Here is a 16,292-nt window from a genome sequence, read left to right as displayed (position 1 = left end):
CACCTACCATGTCCCCCTTACTAACATAAATGCCTCAGCCGCCTGGTATCCAGATTTGGCACCCCATACCATTGCGTTATGTCTCATTGCTTCTATAGAGCGTGGATGAGGAAATTCCCTTAACTCAGATTCATAATGTCTCATCGCACTTAATTTCTCATCCAAATGATCTTCAATATTCACAAAATAATTAGGAAGAAACTTATCTTTTTCATTATAATTCCACTCTGTAGAAGATAAAGTTTCATATGCAAATACCCATTTGATATTAGTATCTGGCAGAGGGCGTGTCGCTGTCATTACTGCTCTGTAAACAACAGTATGATCAATATTTATATCTCCACCATATTGAGTATAAATAATTGTAGGATTTATTTTTTCAATGTGATTTTCAATCTCTTTCACTACATCAAGTAAAGGTAATGTATCAAGACGATTATCAGGGAAATCTAGTCTTGCAAAACTCTTTACACCAAGCGTAGTACATGCCCCCTCTGTTTCTTTATAAGATAAGTTCTTAACCTCTAAATCTAGCTCTTTATATTCTTTAGCTCTAGAAGATTTTCCCTCTGCAAGTATTACAACATGTACATCATCACCCTGTTTCACATGTTTCGCTATTGTTCCACCAACACCAATTATTTCATCATCCGGATGAGCAGCAAATACAAGTACATTCATAAAATTTTAGACTCCTTTAATTATTTTTTCTGTTTCCTTTGGCCCACAATTTAGTAAAATATCTAAAATAGATAAATGTGGTATAAATTCTCCAAATAATTGCTTGTAGGAATAATCCCTTATTCTTTGGTAGATAATTTCTATATTCTCATTCTCAAAATCATTTTCATCTAAATAATCTTGCCCTAAACTTCCAGAATAATAAGTACTGGCATTAAATTTCTGACACAACTCTAATACAAAATCACTTTTCTTACCTGTAATTCCTTCTAGGTCTGATACATAATATAGCTCCGTATTAATGTTTAATTCACGGATAATAAAATGAATAAAATTCATATTCATCTCATTTAAATTAAGCCAATCTTCTGAATAAAAACTTTCTAAATAATCCTTATATACATTAAAATAAGGTGCATTAGAATAATTAATTCTTATCGTTTTCCAATGCTTCCGTTCCCAGTCTTGAGTCTTGTCTATCTTTAACTTATTAAATGGAATTTCTTTATAATTCTTCATTTGTATTGGAACCGTTAGCCAAGACGCTCCTTGTGAAGTTTTAATACGGTTCCTGTTTAAAAAACCTTTTTTTTCAAATTGTGCTATATCATGAAATACAAACACATCTGATTTATGAATTTTTTCAAAAAAACCATACCAAGGTAAATAGCTTGGTTGGTGGCCACTAATAATCATAGTTTAAATCCTCTCTTTTAAACAAAAACATTTTTTCAAAGTTGCCCCCCAGTATATCTTAGGTCTAGCAATCCCTTTATTATGTGAATATCCTAAATCCGCATACTTTAATTGATTATGAATTGCTAATTCAAACGCATCATTTAGTAGTAAATATGAGGATTGCGAATTTTTCCCTTTGGTATTATTAATATTAATCCAATAATATAAAACCTGTTTATCCATTATAAAAATGCTGGAACTAATTAGTTCTTCTTCTAAGAATGCCCCTAAGAAAAGGATTTTTTCTTGTAAATTAAGAACTAAATGATAAAAAAACTCTCTACTAAATGAATAACTCGCTCCTATACTGTTATTATGTTCTTGATATAATTGGTAAAACTCATCTAATTCCGCTACAGTTATAGGACGAATTTCAACATTCTGTTTACGTGCATACCTAACACTTGTCCTAGCTTTCCCAGAACACGATGTCCATAAATCCTCAAACTTATTTGGTAGATCTAACATATAAGTTTCTTTATAATCCCACTTTTCCTTACTATAACTTTGAAAAGGATTTATCGTTATAGGTAATAAAAGCTTTTGAATTTTATTTTCAAACTTCTTATTTATTATGGATTCATAAACTGAAAAATCTAATTTATCTTGGCCGATTATTATTGGGCCACCATAACCAATTAAACTTCCCAATAGCCTACCATCTTGTACATACATAGGAGATAAAACTACTGTATCTCGTGTTTCTATTAGTACTGGGAAAAATTGAACACCAGGTAATAATTCCATTAACTTTCCCCATTCGAAACTATGAAATACAGAACCATTATATTCTTCCATACAAGTATCCCAGTATTGGGCGTCAGTACATATTTCGATTTCCATATAATCACCTTTTAATTCTTATTCTCTAAATATTTTAGAATTTGACTACATATATACTTAAGGTCCTTGTCTACTAAAGGATATTTAAAAGGTATTGATAATACCCTTGGCCATAAAAAATCTATATTTTCTGACTTGGTTGCGTACTTCGAAAAAATAGGGATTTCACTCAGAGGTAAATAGTTCCAACAAGTTTGTATACCTTTTTCCGCTAAATGTGCAGAACACTCATACCTATCAGATGGTTCTTTGAATATAATGGTAAAATAGTTCAAATAAACGTTCTGAGTTGAAAATATAATCTTAACGCCATACTTTTCTTCAATTTCCTGCAGCATTGTATAACACAGACTAGCGTTACATATATTCATTTCTAAAATCTTCTTTGTTTTCTGTAGGTGTTTATCAATTAACAATGAACGTACTATAGACATTCTTTTTGGGTTTATAACTTCCGTTTTCTCCGGTAAAGAATCTAATTTACTATTATTATAGGAGGGCAGAATCTCTAATTTCCTCCAATAATTAGTAAATAAGCTCAGTACTCTACTCTTTTTTATTCTTATACCTAATTGTGTTTTTAAATGATTCTTATAATCTAAAATCACTTCTTCCTTCTTTTCTTCATCCATGTCACACAATTCACTTATTGTACGATTAAGAAGTAACGCTCCTCCCCCAATACTTGGGATTGGTTTCGTTCCCCCAAAACTTAAAATACCAATGTCGCCTAAACTACCAACTGGCTTTCCATTTTGATAAGAAAACATTGCTTGTGCAGCATCATCGATGATATAAATATTATTTTCTCTAGCCCAGTCAATAATTTCTAAATCATCATGACATCCATACAAGTGCGTAAGAATAATTGCCTTTGTATTAGCATTCAAATGTTTTTTTATTTTATTAAGAGAAATTGAATGATTAGTGTTTAAATCAATTAATACAGGTTTTGCTCCCACCGTTAATATTGCTTCTATCACATTAGGACAATTAAAGTTTGATAGAATCACTTCATCTCCCTTTGCTACTTTTAAGTACTTTAAACCAACCACTAATGCAGATGTACCGCTATTAGTTAATACAATTTCTGCATCCGGATAAAGAGCTTGAAGACTTTTTTTAAGTTTAGAATCATTAGGTCTATATACACTTTTCAAAAAAAATACATGATCAGATATACTCAAAATAGAAGAATATATGGGATACTTAATTTTCTTTGGATTCTTAGGATATAGATACTGTGTTTCCATACTTCTCCCCTATTATTAGCTCTAGTCCTTTATCTAATGAAATAATTGGTTGATAGTTTAAAAATAATTTAGCTTTCTCTATTGAAGGGATTCTTCTAAAGATTTCAATGCTAGAATTTCTGACTCCCTCTTCACCTAAATCAAGAAATTTAATTTTACTTTTATTTCCCATTAATTCATTAATTTTTATTGCTAGTTCTTCCATAGATATAGGTTTGTTATTGCCAACATTAAAATCTGCAAATTTCTCTCCTTCATATTCAAAGGCTAGTATAGTTCCGTTAACAATATCACTTATATAACTAAAACATCTAATTTGCTGTCCATCTCCATAAATAGTAATATCTTCACCACTATGAGCTTGTTTTAAAAACTTAGAAATTACAAAGTTATCATTTTGTTGTGAACCGTATACATTAAAATAACGTACCACTCTGACTTTCAAACTATCACTAGCATATTCTTTCAAATAGTCTTCGGACATTAATTTAGCTTTTCCATAAGCTGATTTTGGAATTTTAATATCATTTTCTTTAAACGGAACACTCACGCCATCCCCATATACCTCTGAACTGGAAGAAAACAATAATTTTCCTATACCATTTTCGTTACAAATCTGTACAATATTTTTCGTGCCTTCAAAGTTCACCCTCACTACATCTTCTTCATTTAAACGGCAATTATCAACACCCACTAATGCAGCTAAATGGATTACCCCATCGACATTAATAAGATTTTCTCTTAATGTTGCAATATCTAAAATATCAATTTCCTTAAAAGGAACATCAATACTAGGTTTAAATTTATCAAATATAACTACTTCATACCCCCTTGCTAATAACTCCTTTGTAACATGCTTACCAATAAATCCGCTGCCACCAATAACCCCGATTTTCATAAATATTTACCTCCCTATTTTTAATTGATATAGACTTTTTAAAGACGTTATAATATGTTCAACTTCATTGTCTGTAAGAGCACTGTACAGAGGTAATGAAATAATTTGATTAAATATTTCTTCCGTTTTAGGTAAATATACGTTAAATCTCTCTTCATAATACGGATGCATATGAACAGGAATAAAGTGAACACTAAGTCCAATATTTCTCTTTTTCATTTCCTGAATTACCTGATCTCTACTAACAGGGGAATTAGAATTAATTTTTATAACAAATAAATGCCATGCGTGTTTTACACTTGGATCGTTAGTATAATTAGGTAACGTTATATACTCTTGAACCTCCTTTAATTCCTCTTGGTACCTTTCAGCTATTCTCTTGCGTTTTTCAATCATTTCATCAGCTCTTTTTAACTGACTAATACCCAAACTAGCTTGTAGATCCATCATGTTATATTTAAACCCAGGTAATAGAACATCATAACGCCAGCTTCCTTCTTCACCATAACGATTCCATGCATTTTTCGTGATTCCATGCCAACCATATAATCTAGCTTTTTCGGCAATCGATTCATTTTTAGTGACTAACGCTCCGCCTTCACCTGTTGTTATATTTTTTGTTGCATAAAAACTAAAACAAATGACATCTCCATGTGTACCAATTAAAGTATTATCATATTTTGTTCCTAATGCATGCGCTGCATCCTCTATCAAAAACAATCCGTATTCTTTACATAATTTTTGAAGTTCTTTTAATTTAGCCGGGTATCCAGCAAAGTGAACTGCAATAATTGCTTTCGTTTTTTTAGTGATTTTTCTTTTAACATCTTGAAGATCAAGACATAAATCTTCTTCATCTATGTCTACAAATACAGGTTTTGCACCTACATGCATAATAACGTTTACACTTGAACAAAAAGTAAAACTTGGAACTATTACTTCGTCTTCTAATCCAACTCCCAGAGACAGTAATGCTAAATGTAATGCGGCAGTCCCTGAATTACAACTTACTACATGTTCAGTATTCAGATATTCTTTTAAATTCTCTTCAAACTCTATCACTTTTGGCCCCTTTGAAAGCCATCCAGATTTAAGGGCAGAAACTACCCTCTCTATATCTTCATCATTGATTTCCGGTCGATAAAAAGGAATAAACTCTACCATGTAATCACCTACAAACTTATAATATTTTTTTTATATACTGATTCATCTTTAAATATGTTTCTTGTGTCTAAAATTAAACAATTCACCTCATTAAGCAATTTAAAATTAATGCAATCATGATCTGTATGAACAATAATTAAAGTGTATTTGTCTAATTGACTTAGGTTTAAATCTATAGATTTTTTCAATGTGTTATCGCCCACAATGAGTTCCTCTATAAACGGATCGTAATAATCCACGTTATAGTCTTCTATCATTAAATCATTCATAATATCCAAAGCTGGCGATTCCCTAGCATCATTAACATTCTTTTTATATGCTACCCCAACCATAAGAATATTCTTACCATCTTTATCATGTAGTAACTGTAGTGCTCTATTAAGAACATACTTAGGCATGTTTTCATTAATTTCTCTTGCCACATCAATCATTTTTGTTGCTAAGTCCTTATTATTTGCAATCCACTTAAAATAAATAGGATCAATCGGAATGCAGTGTCCTCCTACGCCAGGACCAGGATAGAATTTTTGAAATCCAAATGGCTTAGTTCCTGAGGCATCAATTACTTCCCAAATATTTATATTTAACTCATTACAAATTTGGGTCATTTCATTAATAAAAGCGATATTTATAAAACGATACGTATTTTCTAATAACTTAGCTGTCTCTGCTACTTCTGGACTGCTTACCTTATGAATATCCTTAATTAAATTACTATAGAAGGCTGCTGCACAATCGGTACAATTAGATGTAACTCCACCTACGATTTTTATAATATCTTGAATTGAAAACGATTGATTTGCAGGATCGATTCGCTCTGGAGAGTATGCTACAAATATATCTACACCAATTTTAAAATTAGTTTTCTGTTCTAATTTGTATAAAACTTCTTCTCTTGTAGTACCTGGATAAGTAGTACTTTCTAGGATAATTAATGTACCTTTTTTAATGTATTTAACTATTTCATCAACTGCTGAATGAATATATGTTAAATCTGGTTGTTTACTAGTTCTTTCTAATGGTGTAGGAACACATATAACTACAACATCACATTCGTTTATATAATTCATTTCTGTACTAACAAAAAATCTATTTGTATGTAAAGCATCTTGGATTTCAGTATCTTGAATATCGCTGATATAACTTATTCCACGTTCTAGTTTTCTTATTTTTGCTGAGTTTTTATCAAAACCTCTTACCGCATAACCTACTTCTAAACATTTAAGAGCTGATGGTAGTCCAACATAACCTAGGCCTACATATCCAATACACGCATTTTTATTTGCAATTTTTTCAACTAATAAACTTTTAGTTTCATTATTTAATACTGTGACCATTACTTATCACTTCCCCAAAAGATTTGATATTAAAATGCCAACTAGCAAATAATAACTGTGCGTTCTAAAATCCCATGGATGCATATAAAATACTGAATTAGCAACAAACTACATTCTAGCACTATCAATCCTCCTAATTTAATAAACATCTAAATTTGTAGAAATTCATGTGAAATATCAAGGTGTAATTTATATCTATAATATTCACACGTTATTTTTTGGTATTCAATTGATATTTTTCTATTTTTTTACTTTCTCAATATATAATAATATTTATAATTCAGAAAATTCTTTTTTAAAAAACCAAATATTTTTATATCATTAAAACAATATAATAGTTGTTATATCTACATTTAGTACGATTTTCATCCTTGAATAAATAAAAAAATCACGCCAATAATTATCCAATAAGTCCCATCAGTTGGTTGTTTAAATGAACATTTACCATAACTAAAATGGATGAATTTCATATTTTTACTTTTTATTAAAATTAATGGAAAAAGAACTATCTGAATTATAAAAAACAATTTGAAATATATTCAAATTGTTGACATAACAGATGAATTTATTAACACTTGTTGATTTTGTAATAATTCTCAAATACATAAACTCCTTAATGCTACCCGCAAATCATAATGACGCTTTACATCAAAAAAAATCGCAACCCTCTACATTTAATGGGATTTGCGATTTTTTTGATGTAAATAATTTTTATAAATTTTGCGTTAACCTAATCATATCCATACATTGAATACCATTTTCATATATTTCTTCATTATAATTTCGTAAGAAAAAGTCCTTATCCACACTAGTTATTCTAAAACCACATTTTTGATAAAGGCCTAATTGCATTAAACTAGAATTTCCTGTGCCTATTTCTATAGTTTTATATTTTTCTTTTTTAGCATAATCTATAGCAAATTTAAGCAGGTATTTCCCATATCCTTTTCCTTGCTCTTTTTCGGAAACTGCTATATTAATAATCTCAATTGTTTCAGTTCGGGTAGGAATTAAAATCATAATACCTACAGTAACAGCATCTTTTTTTAAAACAAAACAATCTCCCTTTTTAAGATACCCATTAACTACTTCTGTTGAGGGATCGGCTAGCAATAATAACTCCATTTCTTCCATGTTAATACTTGTACTTTTTTCTATATTAATTCCATCCCCATTATTTAATTCCATTTCTAACATCCTCCCAATTAATATTTTCAATTAATATCTTAAATGAATTCCTTCTTATAAGACAATATCAACAACAATATTAACATTTTATAATAGACAGAGTAATGAGAAATCCTTTTGAATTTTATAGAATGAATCTAATAAAATATGATAAAAACTATAAATTTCCCACTTTAAATTCGCTTAATCCTTATAATAGGTATATATGTTATTTTATTTCTGTTTTTTCATCTCTTCCATTTCTTCTTGCCATGTAGCACCAAAACCACCTGATGGCGTATTCCAACGGTCTTCTTGTCGTTTAATGCGTTCCATGTCTGCATCACTCGGCTTAAATTCTTCTACTTCCTTACGTTGCTGTTCCTTATTATGATGTTGTTCAACTTCTTTATTATTAGGTTTATGATTGGTAGTAGCTTCTTCGGACTTATTATCTGCCTCTACACCTGCTGTACTAGATGCGGGTTTATCGTTGGCTTCAACATTCTTGCCTTCGTTCCTTTGAGACGTGTGGTTGTTTGACTTACTCTCACTAGATCGTACGCCTACGTTTTTTTCTTCCTCCCAACGATTATTTTTTACATCCCATCCAACAGGAATGACTGAATACATTTCCTTATCTTGACCAACATATTCCGCACCAAATAAATTACCATCCTTAAATTGAACTTGTATCACCGCTTCTGGTGCCTCATAAGTATATTCAATTAATTCAGTATCAAATTTCTTAGTTTTAATTGCACTTGTCGCATTACGGTGTAACACCTTAGCTACTTCTTCATATGGCATACCATGTTCAAGTGCTTCAAAGTAATCGACAGGCATCGTAGAACTACTTTCATCTGATGGAAGCTGATACTGCACAATATCAACTTTATCTTCTCTATTTTTCGTATCAAGCGCATTGTTTTCGTTATCCTTTGGCACGTTATCATCCAACTTTTCCGTGTCCTTTAATTCATCATGCTTTGTTTCATCTACCTTCTTATCGGCTTGCGCGTCCTTCTTCACTTCCTGCTCACTCTTAGGCGTGTCTTTCTTGGTAGAGGCGTTCTCCTGACCACACCCCACTAATAAACTTGACAACAATAATCCTGCTACTAGATACTTTTTCATGTTCATTCTCCCTGTTTGCGCTATATTTATACAATAACATTAGCGTATTTACCTTATATTACCTTATTCCCTTTCGTAATATTATAACAATATATTAAAATATACAACGATTTAATTCTCTATTATGCTATCTATTACGAGACATCTTACGAATTTAATTCTCTCAATCACGCTACGGCTTTCTAACACTTCTTTTGCACACTTTCTTCTTCCCCCAAGATGCACCTCTAATGGAAACAAATGAACAAAATTTCGATAACCTGGTATGTATAGGTACTTATATAAATCAATAATTGATACGTTCACTGTATCGATCAGTCTGGCATTCCAATTAACCTCAATATTCACCCTAACATGCGTTTCTCATTGTAAATAAAAAAACAGCGAATCCTCCATGTAAGAGAATCCGCCATCATAAGTAACTAATTATTTCATATCTATTCTTTCTTTTACTTTCGCTGGGAGCTCGTCTCTCTTCACTTCCTCCCAACCAAACTTTCCTAAGTAATATACACGCAGGGGTGCTTCTTTACGAAAATTCAAGTTGTACCGCTTGTATCATTTCACTGTTTACAAAATACAGTTAGGAACAAAATGCTTCCACTTGAACAACCATTTTGTTCCATGTCGGTTACAATCCTTTGTAGAGTATCAGTATCGGTATGTTCAAGTTTAATATTTTTTTGTACCAGAACCCACAATTATATTTGGTTCAACCGTTCCCATCACTACCATATCTTTATCAGTGATTATCTTCACCGTTTGATTTTAAATTATAATTTTTTCATAATATATGCAGAAGAAATATAACCTACTAGTTTTTGATCTGCAGTTTTAACTGGATACCATACAAACTGATTGCTACTATCTACAGATTCATCATATGCAGCGTTTCCTTGAATAATCAAGTTCGTATTTTTACTTAACGGTTTCCCACTTGAAGCGGAAGTAGGTTTAGATCGTGAACTACCCGCCACTTAACGTCCTAGCGGACTGTTTGAAGTGGGGGCTTCTCGGTTAGTCGTTACTTTTGGTAGCTAACGAATTCGTCCTAAGACAGCCGAGCTAACTCCCTTGTTCCAAGGGTTATTTTATTGCTTTCTATGCTAACGCCAATAGGCGTATTGCTTCATTTTTGATATTGATAGCTGCGTTATAATCTCTATCGAGATTTACACCGCATATACAAGAATAGACTCGCTCAGACAATGACATATTTTTCACATTTCCACAACTGCTACATGTTTTTGTGGAAGGAAACCATTTGTCTATTTTCACGAGCTGTTTGCCTTGTTCATTTAGTTTATAAGCTAAGAAAGAAGTGAACATACCCCAAGCATTATCAGCGACGCTTTTTCCAAAATGAAGTGCTTGCGATATTCCCTTCATATTTAGATCTTCAATAGCTACAACATCAAAATGAGTAGCTAACTCTTTAGACTTATGATGAAGGAAATTCTTACGTTGGTTTGCTACTTTTTCATGCAGCTTAGCTACACGGATACGTTGTTTATCCCAACGCCCTGAACCTTTTGTACGTCTTGATAATACTCGTTGCGCCTTTGCTAATCGGTCTAACATTTCACGATAGAACTTAGGATAATTGGCTCTCTCATCCTCAGAACTGACGTATAATTGATCCATCGCAAAGTCTAATCCAACAACTGTTTCTACTTCTTTTTGTACGATCTCTTTTTCGTATTCAGTCAAAATGGACACATAGTATTTACCAGTAGGTGTCATAGAAATCGTACATGACTTGATTATATGGTCTTGTGGTATTTCTCTATGCTGTTTGATACGTACCATTTTCAGTTTTGGCAATTTGATATGACCGTTAAGCAACATAATATTTCCGTTCACTACATTCGTTGTATAAGACTTTCTGTCTTTTTTGCTTTTGAATGTTGGGAAGTCATTTTGACCACTAAAGAAATTTTTATAGGCAGTTTGCAAGTTTAGTTGAGCATTTGCCAAAGCTAATGAATCCACTTCTTTTAACCACTCAAATTCTGCTTTGTATTTTGCAGGCGTGGGAAGCTTTTGTTTCTTTAGTTGATCCTTATCATCTTTATGTTTTTCATACGCTTCTTTCCGTTCAGCTAACATTCTGTTATACACGAAACGTACACAACCGAAGGTTTTACATATAAGATGTGCTTGGTCTCCTGTTGGATGCAAACGGAATTTATATGCTTTATTCTGCTTTGTCATATCATTTCACCTCACTTTTCACTTTGATTTTCAATATATGTTTTTACTACGTCTATTGGCGAACCACCAGTAGTTAGCAAGCAAAAACTTCTTGACCAAAACATCTCTTTCCAAAGTTTCTTTTTCACTTGTGGAAAGTCTCTTTTAATAAGTCGAGAACTTGCACTTTTATAAGCATTGATGAATTTTGTCATTTCTGTATTAGGGTGTGCCTTGAACAAAATATGAACATGATCTACATCATGATTCCATTCAACTAATGTGATGTTATAGTTTTCAGATAGTCGAACAAACATATCTTTTGCATAGTCTGACATATCATCATCAAACACATTTCTTCTGTATTTCACGACCAACACAAGGTGATAATACAACAAGAATACTGAATGGTTATTACTATCTAATTTCATTTATATACCAGCCTTTATAATTTATAAGACTGATTATATCAGAGGCAAAATAAAAAGGAAAACCTTTGGGCTACGCCAAACCGAAATTCATCTCCCACCTACCGTTGGGCTACGCCCTTCACACGCTTGAGGAAGGAGAATTCTTTCGGGAAATTCGTTAAAACAAAAAGAACTTGTAGGAATCTCTACAAGTTCTTTTTAGTTTCAGATGAATATACGGGGCAAACAAACTATCTTACAGATTCATCATAGAAACTACAAGGGTAATACTTTGACAAATACATTATATAACAAATATTAACATCCACAGATTTTAATTTTGAAAATTACGTGAATTAAGAACAATAGTAACTTATTTCTTAACTATTATTAATTTCATTTACTACTAACTTCTTTTTACTTAAATAAACCGCTCGATCTGATATTTTTGCAACTTCTTGTGAATGCGTAACAACAATTACACATTTATTCTCTTGATGGGCGAGCTCCTGAAACAGCTCAATAATCTCTTTCGCTGTTTCTCCATCAAGGTTTCCTGTTGGTTCATCAGCGATTAGTAAATCGACATTACAAGATAGCGCTCGAGCAATTGCTACACGTTGTTGTTGCCCGCCACTTAATTGCAAGACATTTCGTTTCGCTTCTACTTCTGTGAGCCCTACCTTCTCTAATAATTCTAATGCTCTTGCTTTTTTATTTTGTACCTTCACACCTGTAATTTCCATTGCCGTTAATACATTCTGAAGAGCAGTCATATAGGTAATCAAATTATAAGATTGGAAAATTACAGATACATGTTGATTACGGTATCGATCCAAGCCAATTTTTCTAATATCCTTGCCGTTATACAGTACATAACCATTTTTAGGTATATCCAGCCCACAACCTAAGCTAAGAGTTGTAGTTTTACCAGATCCAGATGGCCCTAAAATCGTGTAGAAATGCCCTTTTTGAAAAGAAAAATTCACATTATCTAGTATCGTTACTTTTTTTCCGTTACTTTCGTAATAATAATCTAAGTTTTTAAATTGTAAAATCGTCTCCATATCGAGCCTCCCTATTCATCTTTTAAAAGAATTTGTTTTGGATTTAAGCGTAGAATAGATAATGCTGGAAGAAGCGTTGCTAATATAGCAATAGTCAGTCCGATTCCCCCCATTTTCCCTAAATCCTCTCCTGTTACACTTACATCAATTTTATCAATTGGATCTTCATTTTGGTTTTGTGGAGTACCACCAGCCCCAACCATCATTACACTACCATTTTGTGAATTATCTTTTTCTTCGCTTGCTGTAGCAATTTCACTCGAAAGTAAGTTATCCCCTACGAATTGAGAAACTTTAGCTCCTGTTGTTAGGGATAATCCAAATGCTAAAATAGCAATACATGCTACTTCTACTACGAACTGCGCCATCAGTTTCCATTTTTTCTCTCCAATAGATAATAAAATCCCCATTTCCTTACGACGTGCTTTAATCGATAACATAATGATTAATCCTAAAATAATCGCACCTGCAATAGATACCATATAGATAATCATTTGAGACGTAGAAGCGATATTTTCTATAGGACCAATCATTTGCTTGTACAATGAATCATGTGCATCTAACTTAAAATAATTAAAATCAATATCAGATTTTTTTGCTTCTTTTTTAAATGCATCAATATACTGTGGATCGTTCAATAAGTACACGACCTGAATGCTACTCATACCTTCATCTGTTTCTAATTTCTTTAAAGTAGAGTGAGGCATATATAGTTTATTAGCTGGATTCATCATAGGAGGGGGGTTTTGACCCATTGGTTGCTCATTCGTTTCATAAATACCAATAATTTCAACTTCAAGAGTTTCCTTCTTATCTCCTGATTGAATTTTAAGCTTATCTCCCACTTTCAAATTATTTTGTTCTGCTAATCGTTTTTCCATTAAAGTTACATTCTGATCTTGCATCTTTTCTGTAATTGGTTTCCCATCAATGATTTTACTCTTTCCATTTTTAAAACTTTCTTGTAATAAAGTCTTGCGAACTCCTTCTATCATAAGAGAAGAATTCATATCTATTTCTGAACCTGAACCTGATCCTCCAACCATTGCAGCTCTACCTTTTCCTTTTCCTTCATCTTCTCCTTCTGAAGCTCCTACTAATTTAAATCCATCCGCAATTCCGAAATTATGGGTTATATAATTATAGTCTTTAACATATCTGGACTTCGCTAATTGATCTGTTTCTTTTGTATTGAGCTGCGGCGGATTAGGCGCTTCTCCAGTTTCCCTTGCTTGTTTTCCTAATTTATCAAAATCAAGACCTAAAGTAACATCAGCACCCAGTTTTTTTCTTGCTGAATCAGCAGCTTTTTTTGATGCATTTTGGATTGCGAATCCTGCCAGCACTAAGTTTGTAACAATCAGAAAGACCGCCATCAAAATTAATGATGTTCCTATTCTTTTTTTCATACTGAGAATTGCACGTTTTATAAAATTCATTTTTCCTAACCTCCTTGATAGTTGTTATTCTAAATACACTATCTGGAGTTTATATGAAGATATTCAGTAGATTATCTAAAGATATTAGGTCTTATCTGGAGTGCATATGTAGTGATTCGTTAATATAATCAAGAAAAACTGGAACACAAATTAAAATATGTAATCGATTTTGAACATTGGTAAAGGGTCAGTCCATTTAATGTGGAATGAGGACAAACGGAATAATAAAAAGGTATAAAATATCAGTCACCAACCGATTAACTTGAGGAAGGAATACAAACACGGGATAACTCCCTTTATTTATGACCCCTACAGTACAGGATGAGATACTATAGCTGGAAAATTAGCCTCCTGCATGGAATAAAAATGTGGGCACTCTTTTTGCTTCATCACATTTACCACCCCTGATATATCTAGTACCCACACAAAAAGCACATATAAAAAAACCACCCAAAGGTGGCTTTATTTTTAAGCGGTACTTGTTTAATCCACTAATTTCACGTTTTTTGTTAGTTTTTCACCATTTCGATAAACTGTTACTTTAATTGTATCCCCCAATTTTTTCTTTTCATATAAATATTTACGGAATTGAACGACATTTTCTATTTTTTGTCCATCTAATGCAATCACAACATCATATTGTTGTAATCCACCTTTTTCTGCTGGTGATTGGTTTAAGATATTCCTCAATACTGCACCATTCGATATCTCTTTTGGTAATTTTAATTGATGGCGTGCAGAATCTGTCATTTTCTCCACATCTAATAACTGTACACCCATCATCGGACGTTTAACTGTTCCATCTTTCTCAAGAGACTCTAGGATCGTTTTGGCTATATGAATCGGGATTGCAAATCCAATTCCTTCCACTGCTTGTTGTGCAATTTTACTCGAATTAATTCCAATGACTTCACCCTGTTCATTAAACAAAGCTCCTCCACTATTCCCAGGATTAATAGCGGCATCTGTTTGAATTACCTGTGCTTGCCAATCAACTTGTTGATTTCCGAGGGTACTAACAGGTATTTCTCGTTCCTTGCTACTAATAATCCCCTTTGTTACACTACCTTCTAGCCCCAATGGATTTCCAATGGCTATTACCGTTTCCCCTGTACGAATTTTTTCAGAGTCTCCAAGTGTTGCGACTCTTTTTACATCTGCCCCGTCAATTTCTAATACCGCTAAATCTAATAATGGATCTGTCCCTACTACTTTAGCGGTAACCTTTTTACCATTATTCAATTTCACTTCTACTTTATTCGCACCGTCTATCACATGATTATTTGTAACAATGAAAGCCTTATTGCCGTTTTTTTTATATATGACCCCCGATCCCGAACCAGCTTCTTCTGATTGATCTTGCGTATTAAATGAATCTGCATTTTGTTTATAGTTAATGACACCTACGACAACTTCTTTTGCAGATTCAATCATATTTTGAGGATTGCTCACATCTTCTGGTTTGTAAGAGATCGGCTTAGCCTGATTTACTTCGTTATGCTTAGGAGATTGACCTGCACTTCCTTTGCTTTCATTTATATAAGGCGTGGTCAATCCAATGGTAATTGCACCAATCACTGCACCAATTATTCCTGTGAAAAAATACCCTGTTTTTTTATAGGCTTTATTCCTATTGCTTTCTGTTTGATTTGTATCATAGTGTCCCATTGTGAACATCCCTTTCTCCTTTAATTTACAATTGAATATTTTTATCTTGATATTTGAAATACGATGTATGAATGTAATATTTAAGAATCATCATTTCAAAAAAAGAAAATTTTACCTTTGGGCATGGTTTAAACATAAATCAACTGTTTTTTCGTAGGGGTAACATTATATTTGAATTTTCCTATGAATATATGTATGACGATATTCAAACCCACTTCAAACTTGTTTCTAAAAAAAGAGCCTATTCGGCTCTCAACAAATAGTGTATTCAATGTACAAAGTAGCATGCGTGTTTAT

At 32.5% G+C, this 16,292-nt stretch carries 15 protein-coding genes and 1 pseudogene; all 16 read right to left on the bottom strand.

All coding sequences use genetic code 11. The features are described 5' to 3' along the window. Positions 1-3: 3 nt before the first annotated feature. Positions 4-681 carry a PIG-L deacetylase family protein gene (locus AC241_RS29020; RefSeq protein WP_025118686.1) on the bottom strand — a complete coding sequence of 226 codons (678 nt, stop codon included), beginning with the start codon at positions 679-681 and terminating at the stop codon, positions 4-6. A gap of 6 nt (positions 682-687) precedes the next feature. After that, positions 688-1,377 (bottom strand): WbqC family protein, encoded by a 690-nt coding sequence (locus AC241_RS29015; RefSeq protein ID WP_050845245.1) that lies wholly within the window; start codon positions 1,375-1,377, stop codon positions 688-690. Between the two features lie 3 nt (positions 1,378-1,380). Beyond that, a complete protein-coding gene (locus AC241_RS29010; protein WP_050845244.1) occupies positions 1,381-2,262 on the bottom strand; it encodes a GNAT family N-acetyltransferase in 882 nt (293 codons plus the stop codon). A gap of 11 nt (positions 2,263-2,273) precedes the next feature. Beyond that, positions 2,274-3,515: a DegT/DnrJ/EryC1/StrS family aminotransferase gene (locus tag AC241_RS29005; protein ID WP_050845243.1), complete on the bottom strand. Its 1,242-nt coding sequence runs from the start codon at positions 3,513-3,515 to the stop codon at positions 2,274-2,276. After that, a complete protein-coding gene (locus AC241_RS29000) occupies positions 3,490-4,413 on the bottom strand; it encodes an NAD-dependent epimerase/dehydratase family protein (protein ID WP_050845240.1) in 924 nt (307 codons plus the stop codon). The genes AC241_RS29005 and AC241_RS29000 overlap by 26 nt, the downstream gene beginning before the upstream one ends. A 6-nt stretch (positions 4,414-4,419) precedes the next feature. Continuing rightward, on the bottom strand, positions 4,420-5,577 hold the full coding sequence (locus AC241_RS28995) for a DegT/DnrJ/EryC1/StrS family aminotransferase (protein WP_050845238.1): 1,158 nt from the start codon (positions 5,575-5,577) through the stop codon (positions 4,420-4,422). Between the two features lie 8 nt (positions 5,578-5,585). Beyond that, positions 5,586-6,914 (bottom strand): nucleotide sugar dehydrogenase, encoded by a 1,329-nt coding sequence (locus tag AC241_RS28990; protein ID WP_050845236.1) that lies wholly within the window; start codon positions 6,912-6,914, stop codon positions 5,586-5,588. Positions 6,915-7,625: 711 nt separating this feature from the next. Continuing rightward, positions 7,626-8,102, bottom strand: a complete 477-nt coding sequence (locus tag AC241_RS28985) for a GNAT family N-acetyltransferase (protein ID WP_016513574.1) — start codon at positions 8,100-8,102, stop codon at positions 7,626-7,628. 213 nt (positions 8,103-8,315) lie between these two features. Further along, a complete protein-coding gene (locus AC241_RS28980) occupies positions 8,316-9,218 on the bottom strand; it encodes a hypothetical protein (RefSeq protein WP_050845234.1) in 903 nt (300 codons plus the stop codon). Positions 9,219-9,644: 426 nt separating this feature from the next. Continuing rightward, positions 9,645-9,758, bottom strand: a pseudogene (locus AC241_RS36120) (YxeA family protein); the annotation flags it as partial. A 233-nt stretch (positions 9,759-9,991) separates the two neighbouring features. Beyond that, positions 9,992-10,195 (bottom strand): hypothetical protein, encoded by a 204-nt coding sequence (locus AC241_RS28975; RefSeq protein WP_050845232.1) that lies wholly within the window; start codon positions 10,193-10,195, stop codon positions 9,992-9,994. A gap of 124 nt (positions 10,196-10,319) precedes the next feature. Continuing rightward, a complete protein-coding gene (locus tag AC241_RS28970; protein ID WP_050844945.1) occupies positions 10,320-11,432 on the bottom strand; it encodes an RNA-guided endonuclease TnpB family protein in 1,113 nt (370 codons plus the stop codon). An 11-nt stretch (positions 11,433-11,443) separates the two neighbouring features. Next, a complete protein-coding gene (gene tnpA / locus AC241_RS28965) occupies positions 11,444-11,842 on the bottom strand; it encodes an IS200/IS605-like element ISBth16 family transposase (RefSeq protein ID WP_000762752.1) in 399 nt (132 codons plus the stop codon). Between the two features lie 359 nt (positions 11,843-12,201). Next, entirely contained in the window at positions 12,202-12,888 is a 687-nt protein-coding gene (locus tag AC241_RS28955) for an ABC transporter ATP-binding protein (RefSeq protein WP_000447838.1), read from the bottom strand. Positions 12,889-12,899: 11 nt separating this feature from the next. Beyond that, the gene (locus tag AC241_RS28950; RefSeq protein WP_050845230.1) at positions 12,900-14,327 is read right to left on the bottom strand and encodes an ABC transporter permease; all 1,428 of its coding nucleotides are present in this window, start codon (positions 14,325-14,327) and stop codon (positions 12,900-12,902) included. A gap of 483 nt (positions 14,328-14,810) precedes the next feature. After that, positions 14,811-16,004 (bottom strand): S1C family serine protease, encoded by a 1,194-nt coding sequence (locus tag AC241_RS28945; RefSeq protein ID WP_050845229.1) that lies wholly within the window; start codon positions 16,002-16,004, stop codon positions 14,811-14,813. Positions 16,005-16,292 lie beyond the last annotated feature (288 nt).

Source organism: Bacillus thuringiensis, assembly GCF_001182785.1.
Classification (GTDB): Bacteria; Bacillota; Bacilli; order Bacillales; family Bacillaceae_G; genus Bacillus_A; species Bacillus_A thuringiensis_S.
The sequence above is the reverse complement of the archived record's forward strand: the minus strand, read 5'-3'. Positions and strand labels throughout refer to the sequence as shown.